Here is a 20,973-nt window from a genome sequence, read left to right as displayed (position 1 = left end):
TATATCAGAGGCAAAATAAAAAGGAAAACCTTTTGGCTACGCCAAACCGAAATTCATCTCCCACTTACCGTTGGCTACGCCCTTCACACGCTTGAGGAAGGAGAATTCTTTCGGGAAATTCGTTAAAAATATGTTGTGATTATAAAATGGTGCCAAGAAAGGATTGCTCATTTTATGCTTCTACAGTTCATACAATAAATTGATGAATTTCTAAAAGCGGAACCATATTCGGAAATTTAGGCTGATGGTGAGTGAAGTAAAGATGCTTGGTGTTGTGAAAAATTAGGTAGTTTAAAAGGGGATTTTTTATGACGAATGAACGAGTAGTAACTTGTAATAAAAAAGGAAGTATTGCAGTCGTTACAATTCAAAATCCACCAGCCAACACTTTAAGTTTAGAAGTAGTTCAACAATTAGTAGATGTATTAGAGGAAATAGAAATTGATAATGATATTTCAGTCGTAATTATAACTGGAAGTGGAGAGAAGGCCTTTGTAGCAGGAGGGAATATAAAAGAATTTCCAGATTGGATGAGCAAAGGTGAAAAATATGCCGAGATGAAATCATTAGAATTGCAACAACCTCTTAATCAACTAGAGAATCTGTCTAAACCGACTATAGCTGCTGTTAATGGGTTAGCACTAGGTGGTGGATGTGAATTAGCACTTGCTTGTGACTTAAGGATAATAGAAGAACAATCTTTAATTGGATTACCGGAAATTACGTTAGGTTTATTTCCTGGGGCTGGAGGAACCCAACGCTTACCTAGATTAATTGGAGAAGGGAAAGCAAAAGAGATGATGTTCACAGGGAAATCGATTACAGCTAAAGAAGCAAAAGAGATAGGCTTGGTTAACTACATTACCCCTCGAGGAGAGGCGTTAAATAAAGCAAAAGAGATTGCAAGGGATATAAGTAAATTTTCTCTTCCAGCTCTCGCCTATATGAAGTTGGCAATTCGCGAAGGAGCAGCAGTACCTTTACAAGAAGGGCTTGAGATTGAAGCGCGTTACTTTGGAAAAGTATTTCAAACAGAAGATGTGAAGGAGGGGGTAAAGGCATTTATTGAAAAAAGAATGCCGCATTTTAAAAATAAATAGAATGGGACGAAAAAAGTTATCAAGGTTTATTCTACACTATGCCAACATAGATGCTGTTTTTAAAGTTATTTATTTGTTTTTTGCAACACCTTTCAGATCTAGTTCGTCTAATAAGTACATTTGTAGTAGCATGTATATTTCAAAAGTGAAAATAAATAAAAAAGCGGAGGAATAGAATGGAAAATGGTACAAATGAAAAGGAAATAAATCAAACGCCTTTAGTAAGTGTATTAATTCCTACGTATAATCGTCCACACTATTTTGAAAAAGCTTTATGTAGTGTTTTAGAACAAACGTATCCTAATATAGAAATTATAATAGGAGATGATAGTACAAACGGCGAAACAGAGAAAGTGTTACAAAAGTACTTGTATGATCATTCAAATATTATTTATATAAAAAATAGGTCAACTCTTGGACAATTTGAGAACTCACTTATGTTATTTCATAAAGCGAAAGGTGAGTATATAAATTTCTTAATGGATGATGATTTATTTCATATAAATAAAATTGAAAAAATGATGAAATACTTTTTAAATGACTTAGATAATGAAATTAAGCTTGTAACATCCCATCGCCAAGTAATGGATGCAGAAGGAAATCTATTGCCAGATGTTTATTCAACGATGCGTTTATTTTATACAGATACGATTATAGATGGGCCACAATTAGGAAATATGGTGATTATGAATCAAAAGAATTATATAGGAGAACCTACAACGGTGTTATTTCGTAAAAGTGATTTAACAGAACCATATGGTGTGTTTGATAAAAGGCGGTATCTTTGCAACGTAGATGTAGCTTCATGGTTATCCTTACTGAGTAAAGGGAAAGCAGTATATATAGCGGAGACCCTCAGTTACTTTCGATTACATTCAAATCAGCAGTTAAATGAATCTAATAAAATGATGGATGGGTTAGAAGATTTTTCGCATAGTATTATTGCTGGAGAAAAATATGGCTTCTTATCTTCCGAAGAGGAGTTAGACAAAGCTATTACTAATTTTCTAGACTATGCAAGAAGAATTGTCCCATCATCCATATTATATTCATTGGACTACTATCAACAAATCAAGCTAAAGAAAATAAATATAGAAAAGAAAAAACAGCGTATGAATATCAACTCGCACCTCCCAAAAGTCAGTATACTAATTCCTGCCTACAATAGACCTCATTACTTAGAATTAGCCCTCAAAAGTGCTTTGAATCAAACCTATGAAAATATTGAAATTATAATTTCTGACGATAGTACAAATGATGAAGTAAAAGCAATGATCCAACCATACTTAAAAGAATATGAATATATAACATACGTTAAAAATGAAAATCCATTGGTGGCTGAAAATTTTAATCAATGTATAGAGCTTGCTACTGGTGAATTTATAAATTTTTTATTAGATGATGATTTATTTCATCATGAAAAGATTGAGAGAATGATGAAATACTTTTCTGAATTAGAAAACATTGCATTTGTGACGTCGTATCGTGAACTGATTGATGAGAATGGAGAGATATTACCACCCTCAACATTGAATGTAAAAATTGCCACAGAAACTACAATTTTTGAAGGGGAAACACTAGGGAATTATATGTTGAAAAACTTGAAAAACGTAGTTGGAGAACCTACAACGGTTTTGTTTAATCGTAATTTTTTTGGAGGGAAATTTGGTTATTTTAAGGGGAAAGCATATTCTTCTATTAATGACATTGCAACTTGGTTGGATATGATGAGGAAAGGAAAAGTAGTTTATATACAGGAACCTCTTAGCTACTTTAGACAACATAGTGAACAAAATCAAAAACAAATGCACTTTATATTAATGACAATTGAAGAATGGATTGAATTAATTACAGATGCACATAATAGTGGGTTTTTAAGTGCTGAACGAGATTATAAAGAGAGCTTATCTTATTGTTTGGAGAATGCGGGATTTATACTGAAGGATGCAGTAAGAAGTGGAGAACTAAATCAAATTTATAATGAAAAGATAAAAAGCGGGTTAAATAAACTAGTTACTCATATATTCGAGAAAGATATTTGTTATTGCCAATATTGCAATCAAGAATTTAAAAGTTTTTCTCCTTGGCCAGCACATTATGATTTTCTAAAATATGAATTTGAGATGTGGAATAAAGATACAGGTATCTGTCCAGTTTGCTATTCGATGGATCGTGACAGGTTGTATCGTGCGTACATTGAAACAGAAACGGATTTGTTAAGTAGGAATTATACTATGCTTCATATTGCACCTGAAGTGAAGGTAAGAGGATGGCTTAACCAGTTTAAAAACATTACTTATATATGTGGGGATTTAGAACCAAAGGATTCTTTAATGGAGGAAATTGATATTACGAGAATTGCATACGAAAATAATACCTTTGATGTTATTTTATGTAGTCATGTATTAGAACACGTGCCTGACGATGAAAAAGCAATGCGAGAATTATATAGGGTACTAAAGCCAAATGGATGGGGAATTATTCAAGTGCCAATCGTAATGAATGTAGATTTTATTATAGAGGATAAATCTATTGTAACGCCATTATTGAGAAAAATAGCCTTTGGTCAAGAAGATCATGTTAGGATTTATAATCGATCGGGATTTATTCAACGATTAACAGATGTGGGATTTAAGGTGGAATTGTATAACATAGCTCAGAAACAAGGAATAGACATTGCTAGGAAATTCGGATTATCTGAAACGGATATGCTCTATATTGTCCGAAAATGATAGAAAGGAATAGATGCATATGGAGAATATTCCTTTTTTACGTGCGTCAATTGTACCTGCAAACGAGTACTTAGATGAATTAGAGCAAATTGATATATCCCACATATACACAAATTATGGACCTATAAATCAACGTTTTGAAGAAACAATTATGTCGGAATTTTTTCAGAACAGGGGAGCAGTTACAACAGTAGCAAACGCAACGCTAGGGTTAATGGCGGCAATTCAATGTAAGAAAAGAAAAAAAGGAAAGTATGCTCTTATGCCTAGTTTTACATTCCCTGCTACTCCATTGGCAGCTATTTGGTGTGGCTTGGAGCCTTATTTTATTGATATTTCATTAGATGATTGGTGTATGGATAAAACGGTACTTTTGGATAAGATTGATGAATTAAAAGAAGAGGTTGCAGTTGTTGTTCCATATGCAACATTCGGATCATGGATGGACTTGAAAGACTATGAAGAATTAGAGAAAAAGGGCGTTCCGGTTGTTGTAGATGCGGCACCAGGGTTTGGATTAATGCATGAGGATATACATTACGGTCAGAATTTTAGTGGTATGATTGTATATAGTTTTCATGCAACAAAGCCTTTTGGAATTGGTGAAGGTGGTATGATATATAGCCATAATGTGGAAGAGATAAATCAAATTAAAAGAATGGGGAATTTTGGATTTGATCATAATCGTGAATGTATGATGATGGGGTTTAACTGTAAAATGACTGAATATGCAGCCGCTATTGGGATTGCAACGATAAATACATGGAATCAAAAAATTCAAGAACGAAATCGTATCTCTGAATGGTATAAACAGTTATTACAAAGTACGGGATTAATGAAAAAAGGTTGGCAAGTTCAAAAGACAGAAGCAGTTATTCATCAATTTATGCCTATTCTCTGTCCAGAAAAAATTAACAATATGCAAGTAATAGAAGTGTTGAAAAAGCAAAAGATAGAAGCTAGATCATATTTTTCACCATCTTGTCACCAACAAGATTTCTTTAAAAACTACAAGTCTACAGATTTAACAAATACAAATAAAATAGCAAAACGAATAATTAGTCTACCTTTATGGGAAGGAATGACGAAAGAAATCGTGGAGCAAATTATAATGTGTTTAATGCAGAAGGTGGTGTCCACAGATGAATAGTTTTTATAGTCAAGAAGAGTTGAGCGAAATTGGCTTTCTAGCTGTCGGGGAAAATGTATTAATAAGTAAAAAAACCAGTATATATAATCCAGGTGCTATATCTGTTGGAAATAATGTAAGAATCGATGACTTTTGCATTTTAAGTGGCAAAATTACAATTGGAAGTTATTCGCATATAGCGGCATATACAGCGTTATATGGAGGAGAAATGGGGATTGAAATGCATGATTTTGCAAATATTTCATCAAAAACCATTGTATATGCAGCAATTGATGATTTTAGCGGAAATACATTAATGGGACCGACTGTTCCACATCAATATAAAAATGTGAAAGCTGGAAAAGTTATCTTAAAAAAGCATGCCATTGTTGGTGCGCATTCTATTATCTTTCCAAATGTAGTAATAGGAGAAGGAGCGGCAGTTGGCGCGGTGAGTATGGTAAAAGAAAGTTTAGATGATTGGTATGTGTATGTCGGGGTGCCCGTAAGAAAAATAAAAGCTCGTAAAAGAAAGATAGTGCAATTAGAAAATGAATTTTTAAAAAACATTAATTCTTGAGTCTTTAAAAGATTTTGTTGCAGCATTTCTCAAAAAATAAAAAAGACATGTATGTATGAGGGGATATTAAGGTGATTACTGTATTATTTATGGGGCTATCTTATAGTTGTCTTTTTGTAGTAAAGAGGGTTGTTGTAACACATTGCTATCCCCTTAAACGTTTCCAATATCCCAAAGTAAAAAACGTTATTCTTTCTAAATAGGAAAGGAGGGCGTTTTTTTATGAATTTCTCGATTGAATCACCTTATATCATTCAAGTAACAAACAATTATAAAAATTGTTTGTTACTTGAATTTATTTTGATTTGTATAGAGTTAAATTTCACCTTCTAGTGTTGCGATATATATAATCTAAACTTCTATTTTTTAGTTGCAGATAATACCTTATAGCAATGTCTTAAATAACAACAGCCATAAGAAGTAAATTCAATACATACAAATATGTGTATCTAGAAAAAAATCTAATGTAATTTATGTTAAAAGAAGGGTGGTAACTTTAAAAATGGAAAATGAAACAAATTTACTGGAGGATGAGTTAAAAAAACTTTTGATTGCAAATATAAATGATCCTGAGACACTATTAAAGTTAGGTGAGATTTACTACTCTAGTGGTCGACTATATTTAGCAGCAAATTATTTATCCTATGTTATGAAAATGACTAACAATATTGATTTATCCAACAAAGCAAATCAATTATTGTTTTTAGCAGAACGTGCAATCCAGATTAACAATAATGATAATATGCAGTCTACTTCTGTTTTTTTAGATACACTTATAATGGAACTTCTTAATTGCTTAAATAACCATTATTACTATAATATCGATATAGAGTTATTTGAGCTTATGCATGTTCGTCCCACCATTGATTCAATTGTTGTAAATATCCATAATGAAAAAGAAGAAATTATGAAGTACCTACAAGGACTTGAAGAACTATACTTCAATTTGAGCGACCCCTTTTCCAAAGAGTTATTAATCAAACTCTTGGCATTTCGGTTATTAGGAAATCATAAAGTCAAGTTGCCTTTAAATACTTTTGATTATTGGAATCAGAGAAAATCTATTCAAAACCTCATCCATTCTACAGAAACACTTCAAACTAATTATCATAACTGGACGCTACAATTGTTTGAGTTAACTCCCTTAAAGTATAAGTTGCAATTATTTTATGTTCCGATGGGAATTAGTGCGACTTTTTTAGATAAGCAGTATGAATATAATAAAATTTCACCCGCAATAAAAGTAAAAGAAGGAGACATCGTTATTGACGCAGGTGGATGTTTTGGGGATACTGCGCTTTATTTCGCTCATGAAGTAGGAGAAACGGGCCATGTTTATACAATTGAATTTATCCCAAGCAATTTAGAAATTATGTCTAAAAACATCAATTTAAATGAAATACTCCAAAAGCAAATTACAATTGTTAAACACCCTCTTTGGAATGATTCAAATACTTCGTTATATTATAAAGATGAAGGTGCTGCGAGTTTTGTTTCAATTTCTGAAGAATCAGGTGTTACAGATAAAGTTAGTACCATCACCATAGATAATTTAGTAATAGAACAAAAACTTCATAAATTGGATTTTATTAAAATGGATATTGAAGGTGCTGAAATGAATGCATTAAAAGGCGCTATCCATTCTATAACTACATTTCGCCCTACGCTTGCTATTGCGATTTATCATCAAATCAGTGATTTTGTTAATGTAATGAAATTTATTAACGATTTAAATTTGGGATATCAATTTTATTTAGGCCACTATACTATCAATGCTCAAGAAACAATTTTATTTGCGGTTGCAAGAGAGAAGATGGAAGTGAGTGGTTAAAAATGAAGAATAAATCTCAAAGACGTCTTGCGGTAATTGATACCAAATTCCCTTGGAAGTTAAGTGGATTTCGTTATTGGGAGAATTACCAAATCTATAAAGAACGACCCGATACTCTTTACTTTGCTACTGAGGTATATACAGATGATTTTCCAACCAAAGTACATGATTTTCAATTATTCAATAAGATAGCGAAAGAAGAAGGAATTACCGATATATATTGTGTTTTTTTAAATTTCGTGTTGAGTTTATTAGGCACTTGTTATCTTCCTGACGGGACACAAATGCCAGGAGCAAATCCCAAACTTGATATAGCTACTTTTTTAAAGGAAAATCATATTGACCTTCACACTACAGTATATCCAGGAGGGGGATTAGATCCTTATACTTCTGTTGAATTTTTAAATATAGTATCTAAACATTGTAAAACAGTATTCTCTAATGCAAATGAAGTATTAAATACTATCCCAAATAGTATTTATGTTCCAGGAGTGATTAATACAGATTTTTATCATTATAATCAAAAGGTTATTTCTAAGCCAATACAGATCATATTTGCGGCTCACAATGCAGAAAGAAAAGGATTTCCATTATTAGCGCAAGCGTTTAATAAACTTGATGATCAATTTCATTTACATATTGTAGGAAACTGGGAAGGTAGTTTACAACTATTAACAAACAAGAATTATACTTTTTGGGGTATATTAGATTTCGAAAAACTAAAACACTTATATGAACAATCTCATATATTTATCAGTTGTAGTACAAAAGATAACTTTGCTATTGATGGGTTTCCAACTACTGCTGCAGCTGATGCAATGGCGACAGGGTGTATCTTAGTTTCAACGAATCACCGAAACGATGATCGTATACTTAAACATGGTGAAGACTATCTGAAGATAGAAGAAGATAGCAATTCCATATTAAACAACTTATTATGGATTAAGATGAATTTTGAAAAAGCATTAGAGATTGGAAAAAGTGGTTCATTAAAAATGGATAAATATTTTAACTATAAAACAAATGTAAATTTCAAGCTATCTCACATGTTTTATGTTTAATGACAATAAAGTCATTTAAAAAATAATAAAGTTGTTTAAAAATGAAAAACATTGCCTATGTCACTAACGAGGCAGGTTCGGTTAAGAAGGAATTTTTATAAATTAAGAGAATAAATGTTTAAAACTATATATTTCTAGGGTGAGGAAATTATTGCTGATTACATAGATAAAATATAGATAATTAAAAAATATTAATTTTGTTTTGTTCCACAATTATTAAATAATACTCTGGGGATGATAGCTTTATGGAAATAATTCAATTACTAAAGAAGGATCACTTATTTAATAAGGCTATAGATGTTTTTTGGAAAGAATGGGGTGAAGAAGGAGGGCGTGCTTTTTATGAAGATTGTATGATTAATGCTTTAAATAATCCAAATGACATACCCAGTTTTTACGTTGCAAAAGTAGATGATAAGATTATCGGGATTTATGCATTAATTCGTAATGATCTAAATAGTCGTCAGGATTTGAGCCCCTGGCTAGCATGTTTGTTTGTAGATGAAAAATTTAGGGGCAACTCTCTAGGAGAAAAAATGTTGAATCATGGACTTCTAGAAGCGGCAAAAAGAGGATACAAATTTCTATATCTTACTTCAGATCTTAAAGAATATTATGAAAAATATGGATGGGAAAAGATTGGTGTTGCTTATGGACCTAGTGGAGGTTACATACCTTTGTTTAAAAAGTCAACGGCTCTATAATTAAAGCGCCCCTTGTTTAACAAACAGGTGCTTTAGTAAACAACTATATTATTGAACTTTGAGTTTAAATGTATTTAAATGAATAGAAATTAAACAACTTTAAAGAGCCTTACTACAATAAAATGTAGCAAGGCTCTTATATTTTTTATAATGAAATTAAATAATTTTATTATTACTTTACATTTTAATCTGTTATCAATTATTTTTCCCTTTTTGTTTATTTATAGGAATTAGAGAAATAACTGAGATGGATAAGCAATCTTTACAATGCTCCTTCGTATTTATAAATAAAAAAGAGTCGTATACATGCAAATAAAAGTAGTTTTTATCAATTATACTTTGAAAAAAATCAGATTTTATGGAAGAGATAGTTTTGCGAAACGGTGTAAGGCGTTCTTTTCTAGTAGATATTACGCACTAAATGCTCATGTGTATTAATACTCACTAGTTAACACTCTCATGTCTAAAGACAGACTAAACTCCAGTATTATGAAATCTATGATTTACGTTGAATGTATGAAATAGGAGGCTTCCATTTCATAAAGTTTAGCGGCGTAACGCAAATATTTCAGCTAAATCAATGAATAAATTATCGGACAAAAATAAGCGCTCTAACTTTGAATAGAACGCCATTTTACCGTAATATATGGGCCCGGAAAGGGTTCGAACTCAAGACTTCCACACTGTAAAGGTGGGGGGTTAATTTATTACTTTTCTTCCTGCATTATAAAATTCCAAAAACGTTTTAATTCTTCACGCTTTTGGGATGGAGCAAGTTTTATATCATTTAACCATTGATCTAGTTCTGAATCATTTCTATTCCTTTCAACATCAAAATCTCTCCCTAGAAGAAAATCAGTAGATACTTTAAAGTAATCTGCTATACGTATCAAGGTATTGTAATCAGGTTGACGTTCATTACGTTCATACATACCAATTGTACTTTCACTAAGTTGAAGGGATTTAGCCAGTTCTTTTTGCGTAATTCCTTTTTGTTTTCTTAAATCACGAATTATATTTCCAAACGTTTTCATTCTATCACCTGATAATATATTAACACAATATGTGTTAATATATTAAAACTTTTAAAAATTGATAATTGAAATCTATTGACAACACAATTTGTGTGGTTTATATTTTAATTAACAACACGAAATGTGGTTTTAGGGGTGAGAATGTATGAATTATGAAAGAGTAGCTGAAAATCTAATTAATTTAAGAAATGGGAGATCTAGAGAAGAGGTGGCAAAAGCAGTCGGAATCAGTATTAGTACATTGCAGATGTATGAAAATGGACAGAGAATCCCACGAGATAATATAAAAATAAAATTATCGAATTTTTATGGTGTTACAGTTCAAACAATTTTTTTTGATTCAGAACAACACGAAGTGTGTTGAATAATAATATATCTTTAAGATGATGTAGTGATTTTTTAGAAATGTAAGTTTAGAAAGTGTTTTAGGCAATTTTACATAAAAATAATGTTTTTATCATTATATATAAATTATAGGAGTGTGTTTGCATGAACATGAAAACATTTGAAATGCGTGAAAAGCGCTTAGCAGAACTACTAGGTGCAAAGGTACTATGGGAATTTATAAGTGCTGTCACAGAGGAAATTGAAAAGCAGGAATTAGAATCGACACCAGGTTTATTAGAAGATCTATTCATACATGTAAAAGAAACTATTCAAATCCAGCATATGAATCAACGTATAATAAAAGCCCCTGTAAAAACAGAGGCTGATGGTATAAATAAAGATACATTATTTATGGAAGCGTATGTAGAATTAATTAATCATAAGTTTGTTATTTCTGAATTAGCTGTAGAGCTTTCATCTGTTCTAAAAGAATTAAATTGTTTTGTTCAATCATCTTTGCCACAGCTTCAAAATGAGCTTGATTCTCCAGAACCTCAATCTGCTTCTCTTTAGGGAGTGATTGAAGTATTTTTTTTATTTCTTTACACTCGTATATGTTATTCTCCGAGTCTTCGATTAATTTATTGCGACGATTGGTGTATTCAAGTGCGCCTAAAGTCGCTAATGCGCGAGGATCTAATCCTAGAATTTCCATGTATTCCTCTCCTTTCCTCTACAATAATTCGATAGGGGAAAGGAGATTCCTTTAATGATTTGCTAGAGTTTTTATATAGTTATATAACATGTTATTTGTTTGTGGGAATGTTATTTAGCTGGAATACAATAGAATTAGACTTAAAAGAGCTTCAAAAAAGGATGAGAAGAAAAGGGAATCCAGTAAGTCTGACTCCTTTCCCTTAAATAATCTACTTATGGAACGGGTGTTTACTTGTAAAATGAATTTTAAATTGGATTCCTTGAGGGAGATTTGATCGACGGAGGGAATGGATAGATAAATAAAATTACAGAGAATTGTAATGGAAAGAACTATAGGAAATATTAAGGAGTTATTAAATAATATGTTTTTTAGTATTTAAGAAGGGCCCGTGTATAAATTATTACATATCAAAATAAACGATTAGTCATTAAATAGAGAGAACGATACTAGTTATTTGTATAAATGGAATATCGGAGAGTAGGAAATTAATATAAGTAGAGGGGGCAATCCTCAGTATTTCTTGAATGTTAATAAGGATTAAACTTTATATTGCAACACTTACAGGTGATGCTCCAACTGTTACTATTGTATTTACGGTATAGTCAACGGAGTTAAGAATAGTAACTGTGTTTTGTTCTGGCTGTGCAATATAGATGAATTTTCCATCAGGGGTAAACGCAGCGCTTTTTGGGCCATTTATGGAAATAGTGCCTGTGGATTGATGTTGTGCTGTATCAATAATATTGATTTCATCTGTAGTTTCTTCTCCTAGCAATGCTACAGGTTGATTAGGTGAAAGAGCAAGGAACGAGTAGTAATATGCTCCAGTAAGAATATCCCCAATCTCTTGGAAAGTGGACAAGTCAATAACTGTAAGGGTAGTCCCAGACGCCACCAACTCTTCTGTAACATAAGCGAATCCGTCAAGCAAGCTGATTTCTATGAGATTTGGATAATCGTTTGAAGTAGGACGTTCTGCTACAATTTCTCCTGTGTTTAGATCAACCTTTACAATACTCCAAGTCGTATAATTTACGATGTAGGCGTATTGTCCATTCGGATCAATTGCTATACTTGAAAATCCATATCCTCCAAGCGAGATAGTATTAGAGATGGTTTGAGTTAAGAGGTTAATAACAGTAATGCCCATTGAACCAGTTAAAAAATTTAGTATATACGCAAACTGGTTATCCGGAGAAAATCCAATATCAATTGGGTCGTTTATCGAGAAAGTAGAGATAATGGTAAGTGTTTCATTATTAATTGTAGAAACACTATTATCATTTGAGTGCAAAACTAAAGTGTATGTTTTGTTTGGACTAACAGCAACTTTAATTGGCTGATATGGAAGATTGATTACATGCTGGACAGTCTTTGTTGCTGTATTAATTACTGAAAGAGTATTATCATCTCTATTTGCTGTAAAAGCATAAATAGGAGGATTTGGTGGCACTGGTAAAACAGAGAGGGTGCCATTTAAGATAAATGTATTTTTATCTTGTGGCGTAACTGTTAAACTCTTAAGTTTAAAGCTACTAAAATCAAAGCAGCAATTCGAATCAATTGTATAATAAACAATCTGATTGATAGAGAATTTATGCCATTTAGAAAAAGCTGCATCTCCTTGTCCATATTGATTTTGAACAGGGGAAATACTAACAAGCATTGTAAGTACTCCATATATGCGAACACTGTGTACTGGATAGGAACCATCTGGTAAATCAGTTTGAAGAAGGCAAGGGTTCGGTGCTTGCAGCGTACATGGTTCAAATGCACATTTTAATCGGTTTGTATTCCATGTGACAGCACCGGTATAATTCGTATCATTAATTATATATCCTTCAGGAGCTGTAATTAAAACCTCAAAATCTACATATTGATTGCACGTACCTTGGCAAGGTAACATGTACTTCACTTCCTTTATCAAAAATTATGTGTTATTTCATGTGGTATATAAAGTTGATTACATACCGTATTAAGAAAAATAATTACAGAACTTATGCCTTTTTATGAAATAATTATGTTTAAAAGGCGTTTACTTGTTGATATGACAGACCAATAGGTGGCAATGCTCTATATTATGCTTCCTATTTCCTAATGCTTGTACATATCGTGGTTATTTTAATCGGGATAATATTTGATCCAATAATAGTAAAACACGTTGAGGTAAATATAAAATTAATCTCGATAGGTTAATGCTGATATAGCGTTATTGAATTCGAAGAAGTCAAAGCATGAAAGTTGACACAGCGCTATGGCAGAAACGGAAATTGCATATGTGTCACTAATGAGGGGTGTGATCGCTTAGGAGTGAGGGGGAGTAAGTCTAGAAAGTGATTAGATGTTCCGGGTTTACTTTTCACATCAGAAGATTTTCTAGTTAGCAAGTGATATTGTGATTGAAGTTACTTATGGAATAGATTTTTACGGAAAATAATAAAAATTCATGGACCAACAAGATATCGCCTTTATCTTTTAGTGTATACAAAAAGAAAATCATAATTACCGGAACAGTTCGTTCTTTTTGTTTATATAATAATATAACTGAACTTTATTTATTGATAAGGAGTGGGATAATAGCTGCCTAAAATTATAGTTATTATGACTAGTTATTACAAGCCATTGTTTGTAGAGAAATCGATACGGAGCGTATTAAATTAGAATTGTCAATGTTTCGCAGTTTTAATTAACGAAGCATCTCAGCCAATTAAAGCTGTAAAAAGACCTGCACAAAAGATTACAAACAATGATCCATATATAATGGATCATTGTTCGACATGTATTGGGCTTCTATTTTGCCAATCGTTCAAAAAATAGGGTTCTTACTCGGATAAGAAACCGAACTTTATTGCATGAGGTATGCTATTTTTTTGAGATTGAATCATTTTTTAGGTTTTTATCCGATAGATAAGATTTTAGATAAAAAATATATTAATTTAAATTCAATATATTTTTAGTTATTCGCGGAAGAAAAAAATGAATTTATACAATTATTAAACCATAAAGAACATGTAAGGAATTAAGAGAAGACTTAAGAAGAAAAAGAGGGTGAGACCTTGAGTGAAGTCTATTTGAAAAATTATTGGTTATTAAATTTAGAGTATATAAAGGTGTTTTCTGAATTAGTACATCATAACATTTCTTTACCTTTATTAAGTAATTTTTATCAATATTTAGAAGAAGATGTTAAAAGCAAGATGAAAAGTAAGGATTTTTATAAATATTTGTCTGTTGCACCAATAGAAGAAAAACAATTGCATTCAGAATTTGAAAAATGGTTGCCTCTGCTTGAGCAAACGACAAAGAAAAGAGGACCAGATGGAGTCGTATTGCTTAATACTGATTATCTTCGTTTTTCAGCAGGTAATTTTTCGCATTTTAACCCTAAGTATACAAAAATATTAACAAGAGCGAAAAAAAGCGAGCTTTATGGTCTCCCTACGATTTGCACATTGGATTATACAAATAAAGTTCCTGATAGTTCTCATATTTTCATTGAAAAAGCTCAAAAAATTTTTTCAACATGTAAAGAACATCCGTTATTTTCTAATAAATTTTTTCAAACAAAACTACTCAATGATCTTCCTATTATGATTGAAAAAATTAATATGGTATATTTTATTTTCGAAGAACATGATATCTCGAGTGTGATTGTTGGTACAACAGAAGATATAACGAACCGAGTACTTACTCTTATCTCTAAAAGTAAGGGGATTCCAAGTTATTGTCTTCAGCATGGGGCCATAATGGGAGAAGAAGCGTTTTTTCCAATTTTCGCTACGAAACAGATTGTATATGGAGAGTATGAACGAGAGTGGTATTTTCGAAGAGGTGGAGCGGATTCTCAAATCGAGATATTGGGACACCCAAGATATGATGATATCTTTGAAAAGAAGCATTTAGAAAAAAAAGTACTTTGTAAGAAACTAAATATAGATACCTCTAAGAAAATAATCTTTATAGCAACGCAACCATTTAAAACCCAAGTTTATGTTGAACTAACAAAACAATTGATGAAAGACAAAAATATTACAGTTATTATAAAGCCTCACCCTTGGGAAAAAGGTCGTAATTTAGTGAGCGAATATATTCATTTAAGTAAGGTATACCCTAATGTCAAGTATATTACAACTGAAGTAAGTATTTATGATGTCATTTCTAATTCAGATCTTGTAGTTATTTCTAATTCAACAGTAGGATTAGAGGCTATGTTATTGGATACACCGGTAGTTGTTTATAAATCTAAGTCAGAGGAGAGAGATTATAAATATTACGATGAATTAAGCTGGCTTGTGACTCATTCTATTGAAAACATGATACAGACAATCGAAAAAGTTTTATATGATTCTTCATATTCTGTAACTGCTAAACAATTAAGAGATTATTTCATACAGAAAAATTACCCTCAAACTACAGTTACTCAAAAATTACAAGATTTATCTCGAGGTATGTAAAAGTAAAAAAACTTTATAAAATGCAATGAATTCTACAGCTAAACATCTAAATAATCGTATGGAATAAGATCATAGACACGTAAAACGTCGTTTTGCTAGATCCTCAAGATTTCAAAATTCTCTTCAAGCCTCAATCATAATAAAAGGAATTGAAACTCTTCATGCCCTATATAAAAAACGGAGTCATCAACCAAACTCCGTTTTTTCGATGTACAATGAATTATAGAAATTATTGCTATCTATATAAAATTTGTTTTTTAAACCACAGTTTTTTATATTTTAGCTAATTTTGCAACAGAATCAATATTCCATTCTAGAGCTTCGTCTGGATAGAATTTTCACTACAATATGAAATTTCTTATGAGCCAAGATGTGTGGGAGAAGTTTGGTATTATGAAATCAGTGTATTTCCTAATTTTTTTCTGATAAGAATGGCAATACAGTTCATTCTTCTTTTAGTTTTGGAGTTGAAAGTGTATTAATATGTGGTGAACCACCTGCCACTTAACGTTCTAACGGACTGTTTATAGAAGGGATCACAATATAGAAAACCCTCAATTTGAGCATTTAATACTTTGAGATAATAGTAAAATATCTATTTATTTAGAATATCCCATGAGAAATTCCACCATCAATTGGAATAAAAGTACCTGTAATAGCACTTGCAGCATCACTAGCTAAAAAAGCTACAACATTACCAAATTCTATTGGTTCATTATATCTCTTCATCGGTAAATTTTGCGTGATTTCTAATTCGATATCTGCAACATTACGTTTTTGTGTTTTAGACATTTCATTTAATAATTCTAATGCGCGAGCAGTTTTAAAAGAACCAGGTCCAACGGTATTAACTGTAACTCCATAACTAGCGTATTGATGAGAAAGAGTTTTCGAAAGAGAAGCTAGTCCAGCCCTATATATATTTGATAAGGTAAGCATTTTTGAAGGCTCTTTTGCAGTAAGGGAAGAATTTATAATAATTCTTCCCCATTTACGAGAGGACATATCAGGAATTAATTGTTTAGTTAAATAAATGACGGGCAATAACAGATCATTGTGTGCTTTACAGAAATCTTCAATAGTTAAATCCTCTATCGTTCCAGCTTTAGGACCAGCCACATTTGTAAATAAAATATCAATATTCCCCAGTTGCTTTTTTCCTTGTATAATAAGTTTATTTAAATCCTCGATGCTAGTTACGTCGGATGGGATTGCTAGAACTTCTCCTTTACTACCAATATCACAAATTTCTTTTTTAGCTTTTTCTAATTTTTCACTTCTACTTGTAATAATTACATTATGTCCATCAAAGTATAATCTTTTAGCAACTGCTAAGCCAAGTCCATCAGAACTAGCTAACACTAATGCGGTACGTCTTTCAATTTTATTCATTAAATCTCCTCCAACATATCTTCATATAATTGATCATCTTTACTTACATCATATTTTAAAGTTCTACCTATAAAATTCTTAGCTTCTGAAGGTTGGGTACCTGTTCCAGGGCGCTTATATGTTAAATCACTCCATTGGATTTTTGTACCTTTAGTCATATCACTACAAGCTACCAAGGACCTACGAGTTAATATAAAATTTGCATCATCCGTATGCCGGCGCTTTATCGGCACACCCATTGCTTTTTTAATATTACGTATATCAGTTACAAATTGATTTAGTTCATGAGGATTAATAGAAACTTCATAGTCAGGTCTTTTTATTGTAGCGTCTAAACTGAAGTGCTTTTCTATAACGTGAGCACCTAACGTCACTGCTGCTAAGGAGATAGCTGTTCCTGCAGTGTGATCACAGAAGCCTACTGGATAATTAAATTTTTTTAGTGTCTCCATTACTCTAAGATCAACTTCATTAGGTGGAGTCGGATATTTAGTATTAGTTTGATATACAACGACATTTTTTCCACCTGATTTTTCAATCACTTCTAAAGCAGCTTCTATTTCAGATAACAATGCACTTCCAGTAGAAAGAAATATAGGTAAACCAGTTTTTGCACATTCAGCCAAAAAGGGATGGCATGTAATATCCCCGCTAACTATTTTAAGAAAGTCAGCACCTGACTTGACAATAAACTCAAGAGACTTAAAATCTACTACACAAGCCGTCGTAGATAATCCCAATCTATGTGCAGTATCAAACAATTCGATAATCTGTTCGTCTGATAATCTCCATTTATCCCAATCTAATTTGGTCTTAGAAGATTTTCTACAATCAATGTCATTATAGGATATATGCTGAAAAGTAACTGCATCAGCCATACTTGAGTTGGCAACATCGACCATTTTTTTCGCCTCAATAAATGAACCTGCATGATTAATTCCGGCCTCGGCAATTACAAAAACTGATGAATCATCACCAATTAGCTTCCTATTAATATTAAATTTCTGCATCAGCAATCTGTCCTTTCTCAAGGTAACTACAAAATTGCAGCAGTTGTATAGAATGTAATTTCTTAAGTGTATTTGTAAGGAATTGTTAGCAAGATTTTTTATTTAGGAGAAGATATACCTACCTCTCTTAAACAACATCTGGACCATTTGGATCATATTTTAAATCTTTCGCTTTTTTATTTTTCAACAACTTTAATAACGTATGAACCAAGAAACGAATTTAGAACGTGAAATAATTATTTTTTAAAATTATTATTGGGAAAATGGGAAATATTTGTTTTGATTTCCATCAGAGAAATATCAAGTAGTAGTTTTCCATTAATGTATTAGAGTGTGCAATCGCATCACAGTAGCATTCTTTAAGTGAGCTTTTAATTATTCGAGATCCAAAATCATTTGTACCAAATAGCAGTCACTTTCATATACTGGGCAGGATACTATTTACCTGCTTTATCCCGCTATTTGCGGTCAGTAAGGTCTGCCGTGTTGTACGAAGGAGCCTATAGGAACGAATTTGATTTTCGATTTCATAAGGATATAAAAGATAAATCCATTTTTTCTTTGTCGTATCGTACGTATAGAAAATGCCACAGATTCTATATACATTCGGCCCAAAAATTTCAGGCTTTATTCTCTTTACATCAACATTTTTATACGCAATCTTGATAACTAAAAATAAATAAGAAATCTTTATCATGTGAAGGAGAAGAGCTCCTCCTTTAAATGGAGTGAAGGTAGGGGCAGTTCAATGTAAATATATATTGTCATTCTGTTTAAAATATCTAACTAGCCTAAGTGGTTATTATGGAGGTGCTCTATGAAATTAGCATTAGGTACTGTTCAGCTGGGTCTTCATTATGGAATAGGAAATATAATGGGTAAACCTGATAGGGAAGAGGCCTTAAATATCATCAAATATGCTATAAATAATGGTATAGATGTGTTAGATACAGCGTCTTCTTATGGAAATAGTGAAGTTATTATAGGTGAATATGTCTCAAGCAAAACAACAGAAAAAAATTTTCAGGTTGTAACTAAAATACCTATGATTGATTCTGAAAATATTGGTATTGAGCATTTAGATAGCTTAATTGATAAATATATTAAACAATCTATGATGAATTTGAAAACAAATATTATAGACTGTTGCCTGTTACATGATTCTAAAAATATGGTTTCACATAATGGATATATCATTCAAAAATTAAATACATTGAAATTAGGGGGAGTAATCAAAAAGATTGGTGTATCCGTTTATACACCTGATGAAGTTAAGCGGTTTTTGGAATTTGATTGTTTTGATATGATTCAAGTTCCTTTAAATATATTTGATCAACGTCTAATTTGTTCAGGCCTACTACAAAAGCTGAAAACAAAAGGAATAGAAATACATGCTAGAAGCCCATATCTTCAAGGGTTGCTATTAATGGATACGGAAAAAATTCCCGATTATTTACAAATCGCTAAAAAACCAATAAAAGAATTTGAGTTTTTAGCTCGGGAATTCAATTTAAGTAGAGCGCAATTGGCTTTATTATTTGTTCGAGAATTGAAAGAAGTTGATAAGATTATTATTGGATGTGAAACAGTAGAACAATTAAAAGAAAATATTCAAATCTGTAATTCACCTTTATTAGAAGAGAAAGTTCTTAATACTGCAAAGAAATTATTTAAGGATATACCTGAGATAATTATTAATCCGAACTTATGGAGGGTGAATAATGAATCAACATGAATTATTTAGTTTAAAAGGCCAGAATGCAATTGTTACTGGTGGATCTGGTTATCTTGGTTCTGCAATTTCTGAAGGGCTGGCTAAGTATGGTGCAAACGTTATGATAGTTAGTAGAAGCAAAGAAAAATGTATGAATTTAGCTGATCAGTTAAATCAAAAATATAATGTGAAATGTCAGGGATATGCTCTAGATGTTTCAGATAGTAAATCAATAAACCATACATTTGAGGAGATTTATAATTCAGATAATAAGATAGACATTCTTATTAATAATGCTTACTTTGGAGCAGGAAAGACTATTGAAGAAATGACAGAATCGGAGTGGGAAACAGGAATTGATGGTTCTATAAATAATGTGTTTCGGGTTACTAAAAAGGCATTACAATATATGCTACCGAAGAATAAAGGAAATATTATTAATATCTCTTCAATGTATGGTGTTGTTTCCCCAGACCCTTCTATTTATGGCGATTCAGGCTTTAATAATCCTCCGAATTATGGAGCAGGAAAAGCTGCTATCATACAGTTTACTCGGTATCTTGCGTGTCACTATGGTTTAAAAGGAATTAGAGCTAATTCTATCTCTCCAGGTCCATTTCCTAATACAGAAGTTCAGAAAAATAAAGAATTTATTCGAAATTTAAAGAAAAAAACAGCGCTAGGTCGTATTGGAAATCCCCAGGAATTACAAGGGTTGATTGTTTTTCTTGCATCTAATGCTTCAAGCTATGTAACGGGGCAAAATATTTGCATTGATGGTGGCTGGACATCGTGGTAAAACATCGCTAGAAAGTCAAGGATGTAACAAGAAACCTTTCCACTGAAAAAATCTTCTCATTTTATATAAGATGAGAAGATTTTTTAGTTATAGTGAGAATTTGACAATCTAGAAGTGAAAAGAGCCTTCGTTAATAATGTTATATTATATTGATAAATTTATCGTTACAAATACTTCCTTAAAATCCCCTAATTTTAAGGAAGTATTTGATATAGATAGAAGTCATTTCTCTTTATTGAGACTGACTTTTATTTTTGAGTTAGTGCAACTCATTGAAAACCTTTTTTAATATGATTTAGGTATTTTAAGAAGGTTATTTCCAAAATAGTACCAAAATTTTAATGGAAAATGAAAAAATACAATTTGTATCATGTTTATTTTTTGAAGC

General features: G+C 31.8%; 16 protein-coding genes and 1 pseudogene. 13 read left to right on the top strand and 4 right to left on the bottom strand.

What is annotated here, in order from left to right:
• The first annotated feature begins 308 nt into the window (after positions 1–308).
• The 7 genes from ACTFSL_RS18170 to ACTFSL_RS18140 all read left to right on the top strand — a co-directional run bounded on the left by ACTFSL_RS18170 (position 309) and on the right by ACTFSL_RS18140 (position 9,137).
• The gene (locus ACTFSL_RS18170) at positions 309–1,100 is read left to right on the top strand and encodes an enoyl-CoA hydratase (RefSeq protein ID WP_088338239.1); all 792 of its coding nucleotides are present in this window, start codon (positions 309–311) and stop codon (positions 1,098–1,100) included.
• A 176-nt stretch (positions 1,101–1,276) separates the two neighbouring features.
• Positions 1,277–3,832 carry a glycosyltransferase gene (locus tag ACTFSL_RS18165; RefSeq protein WP_088338240.1) on the top strand — a complete coding sequence of 852 codons (2,556 nt, stop codon included), beginning with the start codon at positions 1,277–1,279 and terminating at the stop codon, positions 3,830–3,832.
• 19 nt (positions 3,833–3,851) lie between these two features.
• Positions 3,852–4,982 carry an aminotransferase class I/II-fold pyridoxal phosphate-dependent enzyme gene (locus ACTFSL_RS18160; protein WP_420685872.1) on the top strand — a complete coding sequence of 377 codons (1,131 nt, stop codon included), beginning with the start codon at positions 3,852–3,854 and terminating at the stop codon, positions 4,980–4,982.
• Positions 4,975–5,541: an acyltransferase gene (locus ACTFSL_RS18155; RefSeq protein ID WP_063538967.1), complete on the top strand. Its 567-nt coding sequence runs from the start codon at positions 4,975–4,977 to the stop codon at positions 5,539–5,541. The genes ACTFSL_RS18160 and ACTFSL_RS18155 overlap by 8 nt, the downstream gene beginning before the upstream one ends.
• Positions 5,542–6,043: 502 nt before the next feature.
• Complete coding sequence (locus ACTFSL_RS18150; RefSeq protein WP_142292801.1) at positions 6,044–7,372, top strand: FkbM family methyltransferase; 1,329 nt, start codon at positions 6,044–6,046, stop codon at positions 7,370–7,372.
• 242 nt (positions 7,373–7,614) lie between these two features.
• Positions 7,615–8,433: a glycosyltransferase gene (locus tag ACTFSL_RS18145; protein WP_063539011.1), complete on the top strand. Its 819-nt coding sequence runs from the start codon at positions 7,615–7,617 to the stop codon at positions 8,431–8,433.
• Positions 8,434–8,678: 245 nt separating this feature from the next.
• On the top strand, positions 8,679–9,137 hold the full coding sequence (locus ACTFSL_RS18140) for a GNAT family N-acetyltransferase (protein ID WP_000402858.1): 459 nt from the start codon (positions 8,679–8,681) through the stop codon (positions 9,135–9,137).
• Between the two features lie 707 nt (positions 9,138–9,844).
• Here ACTFSL_RS18140 and ACTFSL_RS18135 read toward each other — a convergent pair.
• Positions 9,845–10,171 carry a helix-turn-helix domain-containing protein gene (locus tag ACTFSL_RS18135; protein ID WP_088338132.1) on the bottom strand — a complete coding sequence of 109 codons (327 nt, stop codon included), beginning with the start codon at positions 10,169–10,171 and terminating at the stop codon, positions 9,845–9,847.
• Positions 10,172–10,316: 145 nt separating this feature from the next.
• Between ACTFSL_RS18135 and ACTFSL_RS18130 the strand changes: the two genes are divergently transcribed.
• Both ACTFSL_RS18130 and ACTFSL_RS18125 read left to right on the top strand, forming a co-directional pair.
• The gene (locus tag ACTFSL_RS18130) at positions 10,317–10,535 is read left to right on the top strand and encodes a helix-turn-helix transcriptional regulator (RefSeq protein ID WP_088338133.1); all 219 of its coding nucleotides are present in this window, start codon (positions 10,317–10,319) and stop codon (positions 10,533–10,535) included.
• A 125-nt stretch (positions 10,536–10,660) separates the two neighbouring features.
• The gene (locus ACTFSL_RS18125) at positions 10,661–11,071 is read left to right on the top strand and encodes a hypothetical protein (RefSeq protein WP_088338134.1); all 411 of its coding nucleotides are present in this window, start codon (positions 10,661–10,663) and stop codon (positions 11,069–11,071) included.
• A 689-nt stretch (positions 11,072–11,760) separates the two neighbouring features.
• Here ACTFSL_RS18125 and ACTFSL_RS18120 read toward each other — a convergent pair.
• Entirely contained in the window at positions 11,761–13,122 is a 1,362-nt protein-coding gene (locus ACTFSL_RS18120; RefSeq protein WP_088338135.1) for a YncE family protein, read from the bottom strand.
• 1,150 nt (positions 13,123–14,272) lie between these two features.
• On the opposite strand from ACTFSL_RS18120, the gene ACTFSL_RS18115 reads away from it, so the two are divergent.
• A complete protein-coding gene (locus tag ACTFSL_RS18115) occupies positions 14,273–15,670 on the top strand; it encodes a CDP-glycerol glycerophosphotransferase family protein (protein WP_088338136.1) in 1,398 nt (465 codons plus the stop codon).
• A 34-nt stretch (positions 15,671–15,704) separates the two neighbouring features.
• Positions 15,705–15,896 (top strand): annotated as a pseudogene (locus ACTFSL_RS18110) (DDE-type integrase/transposase/recombinase); the annotation flags it as partial.
• Between the two features lie 377 nt (positions 15,897–16,273).
• Here the strand turns inward: ACTFSL_RS18110 and ACTFSL_RS18105 are convergent.
• Both ACTFSL_RS18105 and ACTFSL_RS18100 read right to left on the bottom strand, forming a co-directional pair.
• A complete protein-coding gene (locus ACTFSL_RS18105; RefSeq protein ID WP_088338137.1) occupies positions 16,274–17,062 on the bottom strand; it encodes an SDR family oxidoreductase in 789 nt (262 codons plus the stop codon).
• Complete coding sequence (locus tag ACTFSL_RS18100) at positions 17,062–18,072, bottom strand: N-acetylneuraminate synthase family protein (RefSeq protein WP_088338138.1); 1,011 nt, start codon at positions 18,070–18,072, stop codon at positions 17,062–17,064. Before ACTFSL_RS18100 ends, ACTFSL_RS18105 begins: the two co-directional genes overlap by 1 nt.
• 817 nt (positions 18,073–18,889) lie before the next feature.
• Here ACTFSL_RS18100 and ACTFSL_RS18095 point away from each other — a divergent pair.
• Complete coding sequence (locus ACTFSL_RS18095) at positions 18,890–19,807, top strand: aldo/keto reductase (protein WP_088338139.1); 918 nt, start codon at positions 18,890–18,892, stop codon at positions 19,805–19,807.
• Positions 19,794–20,585, top strand: coding sequence for an SDR family oxidoreductase (locus ACTFSL_RS18090; protein ID WP_001071530.1), 792 nt, complete (start codon positions 19,794–19,796; stop codon positions 20,583–20,585). Before ACTFSL_RS18095 ends, ACTFSL_RS18090 begins: the two co-directional genes overlap by 14 nt.
• Positions 20,586–20,973: the final 388 nt, after the last annotated feature.

Source organism: Bacillus cereus group sp. MYBK108-1 (assembly GCF_051917185.1).
GTDB classification, from domain to species: domain Bacteria; phylum Bacillota; class Bacilli; order Bacillales; family Bacillaceae_G; genus Bacillus_A; species Bacillus_A cereus.
The sequence above is the reverse complement of the archived record's forward strand: the minus strand, read 5'-3'. Positions and strand labels throughout refer to the sequence as shown.